This window comes from Haloplanus salinarum, assembly GCF_009762275.1.
Taxonomy (GTDB): Archaea; Halobacteriota; Halobacteria; order Halobacteriales; family Haloferacaceae; genus Haloplanus; species Haloplanus salinarum.
The window spans coordinates 1,964,543-1,981,594 of the sequence record NZ_CP034345.1 but is presented as its reverse complement, the minus strand read 5'-3'; the positions used below and the strand labels follow the sequence as shown (position 1 = coordinate 1,981,594).

The following is a 17,052-nucleotide window of genomic DNA, read 5'->3' as shown; positions in this document are numbered from 1 at the left end:
GACGTGATGAGCGAGGAATCCGTCATTCTGGAACCGTCGGCGCCGCTCGACCTCCGCCTCTCCGAGTCGGAACTGGCGGCGACCCGGGAACACGTCGTGTCGTTCGTCCAGCGGACGGTCGACCGCGCCGGCGCGGACGGCGCGGTGCTCGGCCTCTCCGGCGGGATCGACAGCACGCTCACCGCCCATCTGGCGGTCGAGGCGCTGGGTCCCGACGCCGTCCACGGGCTCGTGATGCCGAGCGAGGTGAACACCGCGGACAACATGAGCGACGCCGAACGCGTCGCCCGTGACCTCGACATCGAGTACGACGTGATCGACATCGGGCCCATCTTCGACGCCTTCGTGGCGGCGTTCCCCGGCGACACGAGCGACGACCGACTCGAAACCGACCCGCTCCGGACCGCCGCCGGCAACGTCCGGGTCCGCATCCGCGCCGTTCTCGATTACTTCGTCGCCAACGCGGAGAACCGGATCGTCCTCGGCACCGGCAACCGGAGCGAGGCGCTCACCGGCTACTTCACGAAGTACGGCGACGGCGCCGTCGACTGTCACCCGATCGGCAACCTCTACAAACAGCAGGTGCGCCAACTCGCCACCCACGTCGGCGTCGACGACGACCTCGTGACCAAGACGCCCTCCGCGGAGATGTGGCTGGGACAGACCGACGAGGAGGAGATGGGACTGGGGTACGACACCCTCGACGCCATCCTCGCCCTCCACGTCGACGGCCCCCTCTCGCGGGACGCGACGGTCCGTGCCCTCGACGTGACCGCCGAGCAGGTCGACCACGTGGTCGACCTCTACGAGACCAGCGCACACAAGCGTGCGATGCCACCCTCTCCCGACCCGCTCCACCTGTAGTGCCCGTCACCAGCCCCTCCGGACGAGGGGTCCACACCGTCCCCGCCCGCCCGTGGCCGGGCGTTTCCAAAGGTCTTTGACTTTCGCCCCGCAACCGCATAGCAATGGACGACGCCGTACGGGCCCGGCGTGCCGCCCGCGACGCGCTCGCCGACATCGAGCCCGAACGGCTCGGCGAGGCGATCCGCGACCGCCTCTCGGACGCCTCGATGGCTCCTAGCGTCCTGACGCTGGTGAGCGCTCGTGCTCTCGACGCCGCCGTCGACCCCGACACCGTCGCGGAGCGTGCCGCCGGCGTCCAACTCATCTACGAGGGGCTTCGCCTCACCCGGACCCTCACTCACACCGAACCCTGGCTCGGCGACGACGAGGCCGCCCGCCGGGCCGACCTCGACATTCTCGCCGCCGACGTACTCGTCTCCCGGGGGTTCTACCTGCTCGCACGGACCGAAACCGCCGAACGCGCCGTCGAGGTGGTCCGGGCGTTCGGCCGGGATCAGACCCGCCGGCGCGACCCCGAGGCCGACGCCCGGGCGCTGGACCGGAACCTCGAAGCCGACGTCTTCGCCCTCGCCGTCGCCGCGGGAACCACCGCCGCCGGCGTCACTCCCGGCGCCGAACTCCTCGAGTACGCCGCGGGGCTCGCCAGCGAACTCGACGGCGACCTCCCCCCGCCCGATACGGCGCTCCCCGACGCTGTCGCCGACCGGGTTCTCGCACTCGCAGACGGCGACGCCGCCCCGCCTGCGGACCCATAAATCGAAACGCCTAAAAACGACTCCGGATAAGCGATGTACGCGTGCCTGGGTAGCTTAGCGGTAAAGCGCGTCCTTGGTAAGGACGAGACCCCGGATTCAAATTCCGGCCTAGGCTCTTTCTGCCGTACACTCCTTGTGCGCACACTTTTATGGCTACACTCATCTGAATAAAACCCGTTCGGGAGTCGTGTCTCTCGCCAAACAGGCCATCCCTCGCCGTAATGCGATTCGGTGATGTATCAGGACACACGGATCGATTCACAGACGGCGGCGGGAGAGCCCCGAAATCGACCGGGGACGCGTCCCTCAAAGGACTCCACAGATATCGCCAATCAACGCTCACAGAGGGGTGACGGAAACTCGACCAGGATCGTGATAGGATACCCTTGATGCGGTTATCCGCGACGAGTACGCGGCGAGTGGGGTTCCGGCGAAACGGCTGTTGGTAAGACCAGCGTATTACGTCTATATGTCTGAAGCAACTACAAACGACGACGAAGACGACATCGCCACGGTCAACTTCAAACTCACCGAGTCGTTCCTCGAACAGATAGATGACACGTGGCAGGGGCGCGGGTTCAACAGTCGGAGCGAGTTCATCCGGTACACGCTTCGGGACGCCGTCGAGTTCCCGACGTTCGACCGCGACGAACTCGTCGCCCTGCTCGAAGCCGAGGAGGACATCCGCGAGGGACGAACGACGAGTGCCGAGGAAGCCCGCGAGCGGTTCGGCACGAGCGATGAGTGACGACGGGTGGACGTGGGAACTCTCCTCGACGGCTGAAGACGACCTCGACGGACTGTCCCCCTGCCGCCCAAGACCGGATACTCGACAAGCTCGATGAAATCGTCTCCTCGCCGTGGCGCGACCCACCCGACTACGGTGAACCGCTCCAGAACAGTCCGTACAAGAAGGTACGCATCGGGGAGTTCCGGCTCTCCGTGAGCTTCCGGCAGGACGACGGGCAGCTCGTCGTCGCACGTATCAAGCGTCGAGGCGGCGCGTACACTGCTGACGACGACTAAGTGACGAAAGGCCCTCGATGCGGCGAGATACGGGTGAAGAATTCGGTGGATTTGGCCCCGCTCGTCGTCGAGTGACGTTTTCATCTCGACCGGCGCGTAGTACCCTCGGTGTTCTCGCCATCCATCGAGCCAGTCGTCAGCCGTTCCGCTACGTCCCGCGTTCGACATCCAGTACGAACAGTCCGACCGAACACCGACCGGATCCACGGAACCCGATGCCCGGCCCCGTGAGCGTGTTACGGACTCCGCTCCGGGCGCGGCCGAAGACGGCGCCGTGGGGGAACGGCGCCGAGCACCGAGGTGCCAGTGGGGTGTGCCGGGCGCGCGGGTGGGGAGGATGGGAACTGAAGCCGGTAGTGCGCGCCCGGTCCAACAGTTGCCATCCCCCGACTTAAATATACGTCAGACGTTGATGGCGTCGTCGTGCGATGAACGGGAGGAAGGCTTTTGCTCGCCGCGACGGAGGGTTCGGCGTGACCTGGGACGACCTCTTCGCCCGTGCCGAACGGTACGACCGGACCGAGGCGGACGTACTCGACGCGCTCCGCCGGACGCGGGACGATGCCGACGATTGACCCCGAACCGACGCGGGTCGTCGCCGACGCGGGCGTCCTCGCGGCCGACCTGTTCGTCGGCGACCCCGCGCGGGCGGCGCTGGACCGTGTCCGTGAGCACTCGTGGATGACCCTCGTCGCCAGCGACCCGCTCCTCGACGACGCCGCGGCCGTCGTCGCGGCCCTCGGGAACGACTCGCTTGCCAGCGACTGGCGCGCCCGCGCCGAGCGGGCCTGCGAACGCGTCGACCACCCCGCGGAGGACAACCCGGCGCTCGCGTCGGCCTACCGGGGGGGTGCGATGCACCTGCTGACCCTCGACGAGTCGCTCCTGTCGGCCGCCGCCGGGGCGGCCGTCCGCGGCCGAGTCGAGACGAGCGTCAGGCACCCGCGGGCCTTCGCGACGCTGTTCGACGCCGAGAGCCTCTATCGCGAGGCCGTCGGCGGCGACTATCCGGGGCCGGATCGTGATCCGCGGGCCTAGCGGCTCGGATACCACTCGGCGAACTTCTCCAGGGCCCGTCCGCGGTGGGAGACGGCGTTTTTTTTCGCGGGGCCCATCTCCGCGAAGGTGGTCCCCTCGTGTTCGAACACGGGGTCGTAGCCGAACCCCTCGTCGCCGCGGGGGTCGACGAGGCGGCCGCGCACGACGCCCTCGAAGAGTTTGACGGGAAGGTCGTCCTCGGCGCCGGCGTCCGCGTCCTCCCCCGCGGCCGCGGCAGCGGCCCGGTCCCCACGGTCGACTGGGTCGGGGCTGGCCTCGAAGTCGTCGCCGTCGCAGTAGGCGAGGACACAGCGGAAGGCGGCGCGTGCCGGCCCCTCCGCGGCCTCGCGGGCGAGGCGGCTCACCCGCTCGATGCCGAGTTTCTCCTCGGCGTACGCGGTGTAGGGGCCGGGGAAGCCGTCGAGGGCGTCGACGAACAGGCCGGCGTCGTCGACGAGGATCGGTTCGCCGGCGTGGCGGTACGCCTCGCGGGCGCCGCGAACGGCGATGGGTTCGAGGGTCGGCGCCTGAATCTCGGCGTAGTCGAAATCGAGCTGCGTGACCGCACCGTCGTCGAGATATTCGCGGACCTCGCGGACCTTGCCCGCGTTGGTCGTGACGTAGTTGAGCACGGCGACCCTGGGAGCGGTCGGGGCAAAGAGGCGTCGGTCCCGGTTTCGGCCGCGTCCCGGGCGCGCGGTTCAGCCCCTGCAGCCCCCGGATCGTGTCCCGACGCACGCCGTCGTGACGGCGGGAGCGGCACGCGACCGCTCTCGCCCGGAGAACAGCAACTTTATCACCGCCAGGGAGCGAAATTCCTCCAAGATTACTCTCAATGGCGACGGAAACACACCAGCAACCGGAGGTGAACATCGGTCTCGTAGGCCACGTCGATCACGGGAAGACGACGTTGGTTCAGGCCCTCAGCGGGTCCTGGACGGACCAACACTCCGAGGAGATGAAACGCGGCATCTCCATCAGACTCGGGTACGCGGACGCGACGTTCCGCAAGTGTCCCGGGGTCGACGAACCGGAGGCGTTCACCGTCGAGGAGACCTGTCCCGACGGCTCGGAGAGCGACGTGTTGCGGACGGTCTCCTTCGTCGACGCGCCCGGTCACGAGACGCTCATGGCGACGATGCTCTCGGGGGCCGCACTCATGGACGGCGCGGTGCTGGTCGTGAGCGCGACCGAGGAGGTGCCCCAGGCCCAGACTGAGGAGCACCTGATGGCACTCGACATCATCGGCGTCGAGAACATCGTCATCGCACAGAACAAGATCGATCTCGTCGACCGGGAGCAGGCGGTCCGGAACCACGAACAGATCCAGGAGTTCGTCGCGGGCACCGTCGCCGAGGACGCCCCCATCGTTCCCGTCAGCGCCCAGCAGGAGGTCAACATGGACCTCCTCATCGACGCCATCGAGCGGGAGGTCCCCACCCCCGACCGCGAGGCGAGCGACGCCGCGCGGATGTTCGTCGCCCGGAGCTTCGACATCAACCGCCCGGGAACGACCTGGGAAGACCTCAAGGGCGGCGTCGTCGGCGGCAGCCTGGTCGACGGCACCCTGGAAGCGGACGAGGAGATCGAACTCCGCCCCGGTCGCGAGGTCGAGGAGGGCGGCCAGACCGAGTGGCGACCCATCACGACCGAGGTTCGCTCGCTGCAGGCGGGGAGCCAGTCGGTCGACGTCGCCACGCCCGGCGGCCTCCTCGGGGTCGGCACGGGACTCGACCCGTCGCTGACGAAGGGTGACGCGCTGGCCGGGCAGGTCGCGGGCGAACCCGGGACGCTTCCGCCGACCCACGAGGCCTTCGAGATGGACGTGGAGTTGCTCGATCGGGTCGTCGGCGAGGACGGCGACGAGATCGAGGAGATCTCGACGGGCGAACCGCTGATGCTCACCGTCGGCACCGCGACGACCGTCGGTGCGGTGACGAGCGCGCGCTCCGGCGAGTGCGAGGTATCGCTGAAACGCCCCGTCTGTGCGGAGCCGGGGTCGAAGATCGCCATCAACCGTCGCGTCGGCGCGCGCTGGCGGCTCATCGGTATCGGCACGCTCAAGTGACAGGGTCCCGCGTCGCCATGGACACCAGCGCGCTCATGATGCCGGTCGAATGCGACGTGCGGGTGTTCGACGAGCTCGACCGCCTCCTCGGCGACGTCGAGTTCGTGACGCCGGCCGCGGTGATCGCGGAACTGGACCGGCTGTCGTCGGGCGCCGGCGAGGAGGCCACTGCCGCGAGCGTCGGCCGGGACCTGGCGGACCGCTGTCGCGTGGTGGAGACGGACGAATCGCACGCAGACGACGCCCTCGTCGAACTCGCCGCCCGTGGCGAGTGCGAGTACGTCGTGACGAACGACGGCCCCCTGCAGGACCGCCTGCTCGAACGCGCGGTTCGGGTAATCGGTTTAAGGGGTCGGAACACACTGAACATAACACAACCTTAGCATGTACAAACGGGTACGACTCAAGGACACGGTCGAGGTGCCCCCGCGGCACCTCGCCGACGTGACGCCCGAGCGGGTCAAGCGCCTGCTCCAAGACAAACTCGAAGGCCGGATGGACGAGGAGGTGGGAAGCGTCGTGAGCGTCGTCGAGGTCCACGATATCGGCGACGGCGCGGTGCTGCCCAATCGCCCCGGCGTCTACTACGAAGCCGACTTCGACGCCATCACCTTCGATCCACAGATGCAGGAGGTCGTCGACGGCACCGTCGTCGAAGTCGTGGAGTTCGGCGCCTTCGTCGGGATCGGTCCCGTCGACGGCCTGCTCCACGTCTCACAGATCTCCGACGAATATCTCGCCTACGACGGCGAGAACCAGCAGCTCGCCTCGACGGAGACGAACCGCACCCTCGGCGTCGGCGACGAGGTCCGGGTCCGGATCGTCACCAAGAGCGTCGACGAGCGCAACCCGCGGGACAGCAAGATCGGGTTGACGGCCAAACAGCCGGGACTTGGCAAGCACGGCTGGCTCGAAGAGGAACGACAGCAACGCGAGGCACAGATGGAGGGTAACTGATGGCCGAGGACCGCCTCGCCTGCCGTGAGTGTCATTTCATCAACGACCCCGACACGCAGACCTGCGCGAGCTGTGGGTCGTCGAGCCTCACGGAGGACTGGGCGGGCTACGTCATCATCACCCACCCCGAGCGCTCCGAGGTCGCCGAGGAGATGAACGTCTCCGAACCCGGCGGCTACGCGCTGAAGGTCCGCTGACCGTGCTCGAACTCCCCGACGACCTCCGGGGAGCGTTCAAGGAGCCGCTGGGCCCGGTGTTCACCGACCCCGCGACCCTGCTCGCCGCCGACGGCGCCGGCCGCCCCCTCGTCGCCGTCGGCGACGTCGTCACCGCGCACCTCCTCGACGCCGGCCGCCGGCCGGACGTGGCGGTGATCGACGGCCACACCGAGCGCGAACCCGTCGCCGCCGACGTTGCCGCGACCCTCCCCGAGCCGGACGTGACGGTGGCGAACCCGCCGGCGACGCTCTCCCGGGAGCTACTGGACGCGCTCGTGACCGCGCTGGCGGACGCCCCGGCCGTCGTCGGCGTCGACGGCGAGGAGGATCTGGCGACGTTACCGGCCGTCCTCGCGACCCCACTCGGCGGCGCCGTCGTCTACGGCCAACCCGGCGAGGGGATGGTGCTCGTACCCGTCACCGACGCGTCGCGGGCGACCGCCCGCGACCTCCTCTCGCGGATGACCGGCGACGTCGACGCCGCGCTCGACGTCGTCGAGTAGCGTCGCTCGACGCGCTTCGGCCGCTTCGTAATCCTTTTGTCCGGTTCGAGACCACGTATGGGTAACTGAACGATGGATATCGATATCATCGAGGAAGACGAGAACCCCATGTTGCACCGCACGGACGTGCGTTTCCGGATCACCCACGAGGACGCCACCCCCTCCCGACTCTCCGTTCGAGACAGTCTCGCGGCCAAACTCAACAAGGACTCCGCCGAAGTCGTCGTCCACGAACTCGACACGAAGTTCGGGATGCGCAAGACCATCGGCTACGCCAAGGTGTACGAGAGTCCGGACCACGCCCGCGACGTGGAGCAAGAGCACATGCTCGACCGGAACAAGATCAGCGCCGACGCCGAGGACGCCGAGGACGGAGACGCCGAAGCCGAAGAGGCGTAACGCCCCGAACCGATGCGGATTCTCGGCATCGAGGGGACGGCGTGGGCCGCCAGCGCGGCGGTCTACCGGTTCGATCCGGCCGCCCCCGATGCCGACGCGGACCCTTTCATCGAGACCGACGCCTACCAGCCCGAGAGCGGCGGCATTCACCCGCGCGAGGCCGCCGAACACATGGGCGAGGCCATCCCCGCCGTGATCGAGGCGGCACTGGACGCCGCCGACGGTCCGATCGACGCCGTCGCCTTCTCGCGGGGCCCGGGGCTCGGCCCCTGCCTGCGGATCGTCGGCACCGCCGCCCGCGCGCTCGCCGGGACCCTCGACGTGCCGTTGATCGGCGTCAACCACATGGTCGCCCATCTCGAAATCGGTCGGCACGGGTCGGGATTCGACTCGCCGGTCTGTCTGAACGCCAGCGGCGCCAACGCCCACCTGCTGGGCTACCACGACGGCCGGTATCGCGTCCTCGGGGAGACGATGGACACCGGCGTGGGCAACGCCCTGGATAAGTTCACTCGGCACGTCGGCTGGTCACACCCCGGCGGTCCCAAGGTCGAGGCCGCCGCCGCGGACGGCGAGTACGTCGACCTCCCCTACGTCGTCAAGGGGATGGACTTCTCCTTCTCGGGGCTCATGAGCGCCGCGAAGGACGCCTACGACGAGGGTACGCCCGTCGAGGACGTCTGTTTCTCCCTGCAGGAGACGATATTCGCCATGCTGACCGAGGTGGCCGAGCGCGCCCTGTCGCTGACCGGGGCGGACGAGCTCGTCCTCGGCGGCGGCGTCGGGCAGAACGCGCGCCTACGGGAGATGCTGTCGACGATGTGCGCGGACCGCGACGCCGAGTTCTACGCGCCCGAGCCCCGCTTCCTCCGGGACAACGCCGGCATGATCGCGGTCCTCGGCGCGAAGATGTACGCGGCCGGCGCGACGGTCGACATCGAGGACTCGGCGGTCGACCCCAACTTCCGCCCCGACGAGGTGGCGGTGACCTGGCGGGACGGCGAGTCGGTCGCCATCGACCCCGTGGAGCGGCCGGAACGGCAGGGCGCCGAGGCCGTCGTCACGGTCGGCGACGAACGCGTGACCAAGCGCCGCCTGCCGAAGGCCTATCGCCATCCGGCCCTCGACGAACGACTCCGCCGGGAGCGGACGGTCGCGGAGGCCCGCCTGACGAGCGAGGCGCGACGCCGGGGCGTCCCGACGCCCGTCGTCCGCGACGTGGACGTGCCCGCGGCGACGCTCACGTTCGACCGGGTGGGCGACCGGGACCTGGCCGCCGCCCTCACGCCCGCGCGAGCCCGGGTGGTCGGCGACCACCTCGCGACGCTCCACGATGCCGGCATCGTCCACGGCGATCCGACGGTACGGAACGTCCGCCTCGACGGCGACCGGGTCTTTCTCATCGACTTCGGCCTCGGCTACCACAGCGGCCACGTCGAGGATCACGCCATGGACTGTCACGTCTTCGAGGGGAGCGTCCGGGGGACGGCCACCGAGTCCGCCGCCGACGCGGCGCTCGCGGCCTTCGAGGAGGGGTACGCGGGACGCGGTGCCGACGCTGTGCTCTCGCGGCTCCGGGACGTGGAGGGACGCGGGCGGTATCGCTAGTCGGCGTGGATCGGCTGGTGACCCGTGACGCGTCGCTCGTCGACGATCGACCGACACTCCGGGCAGCGAACGCGTCGGTGGCCGGCGACGGTTCGAACGACCCAGTCGCCGTCGATCGGACTCGTGTGTCCACAGTCGGGGCAGAAAAGCGTCGCCTTGCGGTCGTCGCCCTCGTCGGTGGACGGCCGCGAGGGCGTGAAGGCGGGGGTGTGTTCCATCGAGTCATTCTTGGTGCCCGAGCCGGATAATCCTGGCGGCTCAGCGTCTGATACGGACGATAATGAACGATTCGGGCGTGTCTGATCGGCGTCAGACCTTTGTCGGCCGCTCCCGTCGCCGGTACCTGTGACGGAGATGGACATCGGTCAGGCGGCCGCGGTCTGTAGCGACATCGTCGACCGGGTCGGCGAGGCCGTCGTCGCCGACCGGCGGTTCCTCGAGACGGTGCTGACCGGCCTGCTCGCCCGCGGCCACGTCCTCGTCGAGGACGTTCCGGGGACCGGGAAGACGCTCACGGCCATCGCGTTCGCGGACGCCCTCGGCCTCGAGTTCACGCGCATCCAGTTCACGCCCGACCTCCTCCCGGGCGACATCACGGGGACGAACGTCTACGACGAACACGAGGGCACGTTTCGGTTCCAGCGTGGCCCCGTGTTCGCGAACGTCGTCCTCGCGGACGAGATCAACCGCGCGCCGCCCAAGACCCAGTCCGCGCTGCTGGAGGCGATGGACGAGGGGCAGGTGTCGGTCGACGGCGACACGTACGCCCTCCCGTCGCCCTTCTTCGTCGTCGCTACCCAGAACCCCGTCGAACAGGAGGGCACCTTCTCGCTGCCCGAGGCACAGCGCGACCGCTTCCTCGTCAAGGCGTCGATGGGTTACCCCGACCGCGCGGGCGAACTCGAACTCCTCGACCGCCGGAGCAACCGGCGGACGACGAAACCGAGCGTCGGCGCCGCCGTCGACGCCGACCGGGTGCCCACGCTACGACAGGTGCCCGAGACCGTCCGCGTCGACGACGAACTCCGGGGGTATCTCGTTGACCTGGCCCGGGCGACCCGGGAGGACGACCGGGTGGCCGTCGGCGTCTCGCCCCGCGGCGTCCAGCGGTTCTTCGAAGCCGCGCGCGCCCGGGCCGTGATCGCCGGCCGTACGTACGTCGCCCCGGACGACGTGAAGGCCGTCGCCCCGGCCGTGCTGGCTCACCGACTGGTGTTGACCTCCGAGGCGGCCATCCGCGACGTCGACCCGCGGACGGTCGCCGCCGACGTCCTCGATGCCGTCGAGGTGCCGGCGGCGACGCCCGACTAACCGCGGAGGACGCCGAGCAGGACGACCGCTGCCGCGACGGCGGTCACCGCGCCGAGCAGGGCGCCCTCGGGGAGCGCGACGGCGTCGACCACCCTCGATACCCCCCACGCGGCCCCGACGCCGACGGCGGCGACGCCGACGCTCCCGACGGTGTGGACGGCCTCGACCCCCGCGTCCGACCGGGGGCCGAGCGCCGCCCGCGCCCCCACGCCGCGGTCGCTCACGTCCCACGCGACGGCCGCGAGGCCGACGAGCGCGAAGACGACGGGCGCCGACGCGCCCCCGGCGCCGAGCAACACGGCGACGCTCCCGAGCCCCACCCCCGCGAGCACGCCCCCGCTTCCCCGTGCCGGCAGGAGGCCGACCCCGCCGGCGACGACGAGGGCGGTCGACAGCCCCGTCACCGCGACCAGCGCGACCAGTGCGACCCCGAGGACGAGTCCCGTCGGCGACAGCGCCGTCGCCAGGGCCGACGCCGGCGCCCGGCCGCCCGTGGGGAGGGCGGCGATCAGCGAGCGGACGGTCCCGCCGTCCACCACGGTCGCCGCGAGGACGGCGCCGACCCCGCCCGCGACCGCCGGCAGGAGGCGCCCGAGCGCCGCCGCCGTCTCGCCCGCGGCCGCTCGAAGGAGGGCGCCGCCGAGGGCGACCCCGCCGGCGACGACGGCGGCCCAGAGGAGCGCGCCCCGGAGCGCGGGCGACGCGACGAGCCCCGCGAGGGCGGCGACCGGGAGCGTCTCGCGGACCGGGGGCAGGACCGTCGCCACGCTCCCGGCCGCCGCCAGCGCGCCGTACGTGGCCGCTTCGAGCAGGGCGGCGTCGGCCCGCTCGACCGCCGCCCGCACCGCCTCCCGGCGCCGGCGGTGTGCCAGTTCCACGACCGGGAGCGTCGACAGCGCCGCCCGCCCGGTGAACGCCGCGGCGGCGACGAGCGCCGCGAACGACACTAGACCGACCGTCGGATCGGCCGGCGCCAGCACGGGGTCGATCCCGCCGACGCCGACGCCCGGCGCCGGGAGCGAGTCGAGGACGCCGCGCCGGTCGGCGAGGGTCGCCCCGAACGCGAGCGTCACCACGGTCGACGACGCCGTCGCGGCGCGCCAGACGCCCGAGACGGCGCCCTCCCCGATTCCGTCGCCCAGCGTTCCGACGGCGCCGAGGGCCGCGAGGACCGCCCCGAGCGCGAGGCCGACCGCCGGGAGGAGCGCGAGCGGATCGGGCGGCGCGAGCGCCCCCCGGGCTGCGGCGAGGTGGGCGACCCCCGCGAGACCGGTCACCCCGACGAGCGGCGCCGACAGCGACGCCACGGCGGTCCACACCGGCCGCTCGCGGGCCCGACACAGGACGGCGCCGCCCAGCGAGCCGCCGGCGACCGCCGCCAGGCCGACGCCGACCGCGGTGGCGTCCCCCGTCCCCGCCGTCAGCGCCAGTCCCCCGACGACGGCCGCGGCGACGACGGCGCTCGCGGGGCGGGCGGTGCCGGCGCCCGACGACTCCGCGGCGCTCATCGCCGGCCCCCCGTTCCCGCCCGCAGCGTCCGGGCCAGGGCGGCCGGCAACTCCTCCTCGCGGTCCCAGTCGACGACGGCCGCCCCGAGGCGTCGCAGCCGGTCGAGACGCAGGCTGCGTTCGAGCGCGACGACCCGCCCGCCGACCGACGTCCCCGTCACGTCCGGGGCGAGGACGGTCACCTCGTGGCCGCCGGTCCGGGCCGACTCGACGACGTCGGGCACCGCGTCGTCGACGGCCGGGGTACAGAGGATCACCTGCGCCGACGGTTCGAGGCCGCCGAGGAGTCGGTCGACGTCGCCACCCCCCCGGCCGTCGGCGAGGGCTTCCGTCGCCGGCACCGCGTCGTCCGGGCCGGTGGCGGCCGCGTTGCAGACGGCCGCGGCGTGGGCCGGGAACCCATCGGCGTCGGAGGGTACCCAGGCGGGGCGGCGTCCGGTGATCGGGTCCCGCGTCCCCAGTGCGCCGACGCCGACGTGGTGCCCGTCGTCGCGCAGGACCCCGACCGCGAGCGTGGCCGCGTAGGCCGACAGTGTCGCCCCCGTGGGGAGCGCCTCCCCCGCGGCGACGTGTGCCGGGTCGCGCGCGTCGATCACTACCGCCACCCGCGCGGCCCGCTGCTCGCGGTACTCGACCGTCGAGAGCGCCCCCGTCTTCGCGTAGCGACGCCAGTCGATGCGGCCCGCCGGGTCGCCCGGCCGGTAGTCGCGGGTCGCGTGGAACTCGACGCCGGCGCCCCCGGTGTCGGTCGCCCGCGACCCCGCGAACGCCGTGGCCCGTCGCCGGAGCGGGACGTCGTCGACCTCGACCCGGCAGTCGAACCCCTCGGCGCCCTCGGCCTCGACCGACCCCTCGGCCACGACGGTCCCGCCGACCGACTCCGCTCGGAGGTCGACCGGCCCGAACGCGTAGCTCCCGCGGTCCGCGGTCAGCGTGTACTCGACGGTCAGCGTCTCGCCCCGCCGCAGCGCCGCCCCGCCCCGGGCGTCGCCGTCGCGCACCGCGAGTTCCTCCGGCACCCCGTCGACCACCCGGAGGTCGGGGATCGCCGACTCGCCGACGTTTTCGACCCGCAGTCGCACCGCGACCGGCTGTCCCGGGAGCGGTCCCTCCGGCCGCACCTCGCGTTCCGCCCGCACCCGTCCGTCGAGGGGGTCGAGCGACGACAGCGCTCCCTGCACCACGAACGCGAGGGGGACGACCCCCGCGAGCATCAGCGTCCGCGTCCCCGTGGCGACGCCCGCGGCCACCAGCCCGACCGCCGCCGCCACGAGCCCCCGGTATCGGCGGACGCGACGGGTCACGACGACCCCTCCAGCGCCGCCCGGAGCCGCCGCCACGGCCCCTCGGAGTCCCGCGCCGGCGGCTCGTAGCCGGCCACCCGCTCGCCACACGACCGCTCCACGGCACGGAGCGTTCGCCGCACCCGCCGCTCGTAGGCCCGTTCGGGGTAGAGCCAGGCGTAGAGCCGGTGGTGCCACGGGTAGTCGACCGCGGCGGTCGTCGTGAGGAAGGCGGCCGCGTACCGGTCGTCGGTCCACGTCCCCTCGTCGACGACGGTCGTCGTCCCCTCACCCCCCCGCTCGTCGTGGTGGGCCGCGACGACGACGCGTCGGAGGCGGTCGCGAAGCGGGTCGCCGCCCGCCCGCCCGTCGCCCGCCACCCGTCGGTCGTGGTGGGTCGTCAGGTCCGAGCCGGTCACCGACGCCCGCCGGTCGGCCGCTTCCCTCGTCCGGTCCGGCACCGGGGACGTGTCGTCGCGGTCACCGGCGGCGACCCACGCGTAGAGCAGGCCGAGCACCCCCGTGGCCGCGCCGACGACGAGGAGGGTCAGGCCGGGGTCGAGTCGGGCGGCGAGCGCCGCCACCGTCCGTCGGAGCGTCGCGGGCACGACCCCGGGCGCGTAGCCGTAGCTCGCCGCGAAGCCGACGGCGACGAGGCCCGTCCCGACCGCGATCCGTCGGCGGCGCGACGTCACCGCTCGCCCCCCGATCCGGCCGCCTCGCGGAGCCGTCGGACTGCCTCTCGGACCCGCGCCAGTCGCCGCTCGTCCGGCGGGTCGCGGCCGTACTCGGCGTCCCGGTACGCCTCGGTCAGCGTCCGGACCGGCTCGGCGGGTAGCCCCCGGTCGACGGCGTAGCGCGCGATTTCGCCGGGCGTTCGGGTGGTCGCCCGCGGCGGCGCGACGAGCGCGACGAACGACCGCCAGCACTCCCGGAGCGTCGGCCGCGTTCCGTCCCCGTCCGCCGGCGCCGTCCCCCCGCCCGCCCCGGCGGTCGTCCGGCGCTCGTCGTCCCCGGTCGCCGCCGACCGCCCGCGCGCGAGCAGGCCCGTGAGCCACCGCCACAGTCGCCGGGCGGGGCCGCGGAGCCGGCGCGGATCGAGGGCCGCGAGCGCGGCCAGCCCCTCGGCCGCCACGCGTGTGGGGACGCCCGCGAGCCACCGCAGGCCCCGGGCCAGCGCGCGCTCGGCGGCGACGAGCAGTTCGGCGGCGCGGAGACACGCCGCCACCGCCCACGCCGCGAGCGTCGACAGCGCCGTCCGGATCCGCCCCGCGCCCCCGCGGACCGTGACGCCGCGCCGCCGGAGCCACCACCCGAGGGCGCCGAGGACGACGAGGCCGAGCGCGCCGACGACCGCGGCGTTGTGGTACAGCCCGCTCACGGTCGTCCGTGCCGTCCCGCCCGCCGGTCCCCGGGCGCGGACGACGGCCGACCCGGCGACCGGCAGCGTCGCGCCGAGCGTCCCGTTCGCGTCGGTCCGGCCGGCGCGCTCCCCGCCGACGGTCACCGTCGCGTTCGCCACGGGCGTCCCGTTCCGTGTCGTCGTCGCCGTCGCCGGCCCGCCCGGGAGCGGCAGTCCGAGGGGCGAGTCGACGGCGACGGCGAGCGGTTCCGGGTCGGAGTCGGTCACCGACGGCGTCCCGTTCGCTCCCGGCGCCCGGACGCGGAGCGTGGCCGTCGCGTTCGCGTCGCCACGTCGAACCCCGAGGGTGTGGTTCCCGGGGGCCACGCCGGACAGCGAGACCCCGGCGGTCCCGTTCGCGTCGGTCCGCCCGACGCGCTCCCCGTCGACGGTCACCGCCGCATCTCGGAGCGGGACGTCCCTGATCGACGCGGCGACGGTGACGCCGCCGCCGGCGACGGCCCGCCCCCGCACCGACAGCGTGACGTTCGTGTCGCTCCGGTAGCGTCGCGAGGTGCCGTTCCCGGCCGTCCGCTGGAAGAGCGGGTCCGGCGGGCTGGCGGCGGCGAGGCGTCGCCGCGCCTCGGCGGTGCCGGCGGGGGGGACGCTCCCCGCCGTCCGTCGTGCCGCGTCGCTCCCCGCCTCGCGCTCGTCGTACTTCGTCGCCGACCCGGGCGCCCGTGCCGTCACCGTGAACTCCGCGGCGTAAGGGAGGGTCGTCTCCACCCGCCCGTTCGCGTCAGTCCAGCCGACGCGGTCCCCGTCGACGAACACCGGCGCACCGACCACCGGCGTGTCGTTCTTCTCGACGCCGACCGCGACGTGCGCGCCGGCGACCGCCGAACGGTTCAGCGAGACGTCGTACGGTGGCTGTGGGGTCCGGACCGGGAGTCGCCCCGAACCGGTCGGGTCGAAGCGGACCCACCCCACCTCGGGGAAGTAGGCCTCCACCCAGGCGTGCCCCCGGTCGGCGGTGACGAGATAGCGGTCCTCGCCGACCGCCTCGCCGGGGGCGTAGCCGACGACGTACCGCGCCGGAATCCCCTGTGTCCGCAGCATGACGACCATCGACGTGGCGTAGTACTGGCAGTAGCCCGACTCCATCTCGAAGATGAACTGGTCGGCGATGGGCTCGCCAGCCTCGTGGCTCGCGTTCAGCGAGTAGGGCTTTCGCCGGAGCCAGTCGCGCACCCGAACCGCGGTGTCGTACGGCGTCTCGGCGTCGGCGGTCAGGTCGTCGGTGAGGGCACCGACCCGTTCGGGCGTCGCCGCGGGCACCTGCGTGTAGCGCCGCTCGAGCGCGGGCGGGTAGTCGGTGCCCGCGGCGCGCAACCGCTCGGGCGACCGGGGCGGCGCCGAACTCCGCACCCGGTAGGTCGTCCCCGCGGCCAGCGCCTCGGTCGTGCGGACGCCCCCGAGCGTCGACGCCTCGACGCCGACGCTCCGGTTCGGCACCGTGACCCGCTCCGGGCGCCACGCGGTCGGCAGCGACGACGAGCGCCGGAGCAGGGTGACGCGGGCGGTCAGCTCCGAGCCGTCCGCGACCGCTCCCGCGGTGGGCACGTCCCCCTCGGTGGCCCGCCACTCCGGCGAGCGCTCCCACGCCGACCCCGTATACCGGCCGTACGCCGCCTGCCGCCAGTAGGCGTTCCGCGGCGCCTCGACGACGAACTGCGGGGTCCGCGCCAGCGGCCCGCCCGACGGCCGCGTCGAGCCGATCCGCGCCCGTTCGGGTGGGGTCGAGAGGTCGACGCCGCTCGGCGATCCGCCGGCGAACGCGCCCGGCGACGGTCCCGGCGAGTCGCCGCCCGGTTCGCTCCCCGGCGTTCGCTTCGCGTCGGCGGTCCCCGTACCGGTCGTCGTTGCGGTCCGCGACCCGTCGCCCGGCGTTCCCGTGCCCGGACCGGCGTCGCCGTCGCCGCCCGCCCCGCCCAACCCGGCCGCGGGGAGGAGGGCGGCGGCGACGACGAGCGCCAGCACGGCCGCCAGCGTGACCGCGAGCTCCCCGTACTCGATCCCGCCGTGACCGCTCGACGGTGGGTCGTCCGCCTCGTCGCGCCCGGGGCCGCTCATGCTCGATTCGTCCGAACCGTCGGCGGCGACGAGCAA

18 protein-coding genes, 1 tRNA gene and 1 pseudogene are annotated in these 17,052 nt (G+C 72.7%); 14 read left to right on the top strand and 6 right to left on the bottom strand.

Translation table 11 applies throughout. The annotated features are described in order from the left end of the window. Positions 1 to 6 precede the first annotated feature (6 nt). The 6 genes and pseudogenes from EI982_RS11585 to EI982_RS11560 all read left to right on the top strand — a co-directional run bounded on the left by EI982_RS11585 (position 7) and on the right by EI982_RS11560 (position 3,686). Entirely contained in the window at positions 7 to 864 is an 858-nt protein-coding gene (locus EI982_RS11585) for an NAD+ synthase (protein ID WP_157689855.1), read from the top strand. Positions 865 to 968: 104 nt separating this feature from the next. Next, positions 969 to 1,622, top strand: coding sequence for a DUF7114 family protein (locus EI982_RS11580; RefSeq protein WP_157689854.1), 654 nt, complete (start codon positions 969 to 971; stop codon positions 1,620 to 1,622). Positions 1,623 to 1,665: 43 nt separating this feature from the next. Next, positions 1,666 to 1,737 (top strand) — tRNA-Thr (locus tag EI982_RS11575). Between the two features lie 354 nt (positions 1,738 to 2,091). Continuing rightward, positions 2,092 to 2,370, top strand: coding sequence for a ribbon-helix-helix domain-containing protein (locus EI982_RS11570; RefSeq protein WP_157689853.1), 279 nt, complete (start codon positions 2,092 to 2,094; stop codon positions 2,368 to 2,370). Then, positions 2,363 to 2,648, top strand: a pseudogene (locus EI982_RS11565) (type II toxin-antitoxin system RelE family toxin). The gene EI982_RS11570 and the pseudogene EI982_RS11565 overlap by 8 nt, the downstream one beginning before the upstream one ends. Before the next feature lie 561 nt (positions 2,649 to 3,209). Further along, positions 3,210 to 3,686, top strand: coding sequence for a DUF7384 family protein (locus tag EI982_RS11560; protein ID WP_157689852.1), 477 nt, complete (start codon positions 3,210 to 3,212; stop codon positions 3,684 to 3,686). Here EI982_RS11560 and EI982_RS11555 read toward each other — a convergent pair. Next, positions 3,683 to 4,318 carry a non-canonical purine NTP pyrophosphatase gene (locus EI982_RS11555; protein ID WP_157689851.1) on the bottom strand — a complete coding sequence of 212 codons (636 nt, stop codon included), beginning with the start codon at positions 4,316 to 4,318 and terminating at the stop codon, positions 3,683 to 3,685. The genes EI982_RS11560 and EI982_RS11555 overlap by 4 nt on opposite strands. Positions 4,319 to 4,521: 203 nt before the next feature. On the opposite strand from EI982_RS11555, the gene EI982_RS11550 reads away from it, so the two are divergent. The 7 genes from EI982_RS11550 (at position 4,522) to EI982_RS11520 (ending at position 9,439) form a co-directional block, all read left to right on the top strand. Continuing rightward, a complete protein-coding gene (locus EI982_RS11550) occupies positions 4,522 to 5,754 on the top strand; it encodes a translation initiation factor IF-2 subunit gamma (RefSeq protein ID WP_157689850.1) in 1,233 nt (410 codons plus the stop codon). 17 nt (positions 5,755 to 5,771) lie between these two features. Beyond that, positions 5,772 to 6,137 carry a PIN domain-containing protein gene (locus EI982_RS11545; RefSeq protein WP_157689849.1) on the top strand — a complete coding sequence of 122 codons (366 nt, stop codon included), beginning with the start codon at positions 5,772 to 5,774 and terminating at the stop codon, positions 6,135 to 6,137. Between the two features lies 1 nt (position 6,138). Then, entirely contained in the window at positions 6,139 to 6,711 is a 573-nt protein-coding gene (locus EI982_RS11540; protein WP_157689848.1) for a DNA-directed RNA polymerase, read from the top strand. Beyond that, positions 6,711 to 6,908, top strand: a complete 198-nt coding sequence (gene spt4, locus EI982_RS11535) for a transcription elongation factor subunit Spt4 (protein ID WP_157689847.1) — start codon at positions 6,711 to 6,713, stop codon at positions 6,906 to 6,908. Before EI982_RS11540 ends, spt4 begins: the two co-directional genes overlap by 1 nt. Positions 6,909 to 6,910: 2 nt before the next feature. Beyond that, positions 6,911 to 7,432, top strand: a complete 522-nt coding sequence (locus tag EI982_RS11530) for a GTP-dependent dephospho-CoA kinase family protein (protein WP_157689846.1) — start codon at positions 6,911 to 6,913, stop codon at positions 7,430 to 7,432. Positions 7,433 to 7,504: 72 nt separating this feature from the next. Continuing rightward, complete coding sequence (locus EI982_RS11525; protein WP_157689845.1) at positions 7,505 to 7,831, top strand: 30S ribosomal protein S24e; 327 nt, start codon at positions 7,505 to 7,507, stop codon at positions 7,829 to 7,831. 12 nt (positions 7,832 to 7,843) lie between these two features. Then, complete coding sequence (locus EI982_RS11520) at positions 7,844 to 9,439, top strand: bifunctional N(6)-L-threonylcarbamoyladenine synthase/serine/threonine protein kinase (protein ID WP_157689844.1); 1,596 nt, start codon at positions 7,844 to 7,846, stop codon at positions 9,437 to 9,439. Here EI982_RS11520 and EI982_RS11515 read toward each other — a convergent pair. After that, the gene (locus tag EI982_RS11515; RefSeq protein WP_157689843.1) at positions 9,436 to 9,657 is read right to left on the bottom strand and encodes a DUF8106 domain-containing protein; all 222 of its coding nucleotides are present in this window, start codon (positions 9,655 to 9,657) and stop codon (positions 9,436 to 9,438) included. The genes EI982_RS11520 and EI982_RS11515 overlap by 4 nt on opposite strands. A 136-nt stretch (positions 9,658 to 9,793) precedes the next feature. Here EI982_RS11515 and EI982_RS11510 point away from each other — a divergent pair, with 136 nt between their 5' ends. Next, the gene (locus EI982_RS11510) at positions 9,794 to 10,750 is read left to right on the top strand and encodes an AAA family ATPase (protein ID WP_157691163.1); all 957 of its coding nucleotides are present in this window, start codon (positions 9,794 to 9,796) and stop codon (positions 10,748 to 10,750) included. On the opposite strand, the gene EI982_RS11505 is transcribed toward EI982_RS11510, so the two are convergent. From EI982_RS11505 to EI982_RS11490, 4 genes are read right to left on the bottom strand one after another with little or no spacing between them, the layout of a single operon-like run. Beyond that, positions 10,747 to 12,258, bottom strand: a complete 1,512-nt coding sequence (locus tag EI982_RS11505; RefSeq protein ID WP_157689842.1) for a hypothetical protein — start codon at positions 12,256 to 12,258, stop codon at positions 10,747 to 10,749. The genes EI982_RS11510 and EI982_RS11505 overlap by 4 nt on opposite strands. Further along, positions 12,255 to 13,562, bottom strand: coding sequence for a DUF58 domain-containing protein (locus EI982_RS11500; RefSeq protein ID WP_157689841.1), 1,308 nt, complete (start codon positions 13,560 to 13,562; stop codon positions 12,255 to 12,257). Before EI982_RS11500 ends, EI982_RS11505 begins: the two co-directional genes overlap by 4 nt. Further along, entirely contained in the window at positions 13,559 to 14,236 is a 678-nt protein-coding gene (locus EI982_RS11495) for a phage holin family protein (RefSeq protein WP_157689840.1), read from the bottom strand. Before EI982_RS11495 ends, EI982_RS11500 begins: the two co-directional genes overlap by 4 nt. Continuing rightward, on the bottom strand, positions 14,233 to 17,016 hold the full coding sequence (locus tag EI982_RS11490; protein ID WP_157689839.1) for a transglutaminase TgpA family protein: 2,784 nt from the start codon (positions 17,014 to 17,016) through the stop codon (positions 14,233 to 14,235). The genes EI982_RS11495 and EI982_RS11490 overlap by 4 nt, the downstream gene beginning before the upstream one ends. Positions 17,017 to 17,052: the final 36 nt, after the last annotated feature.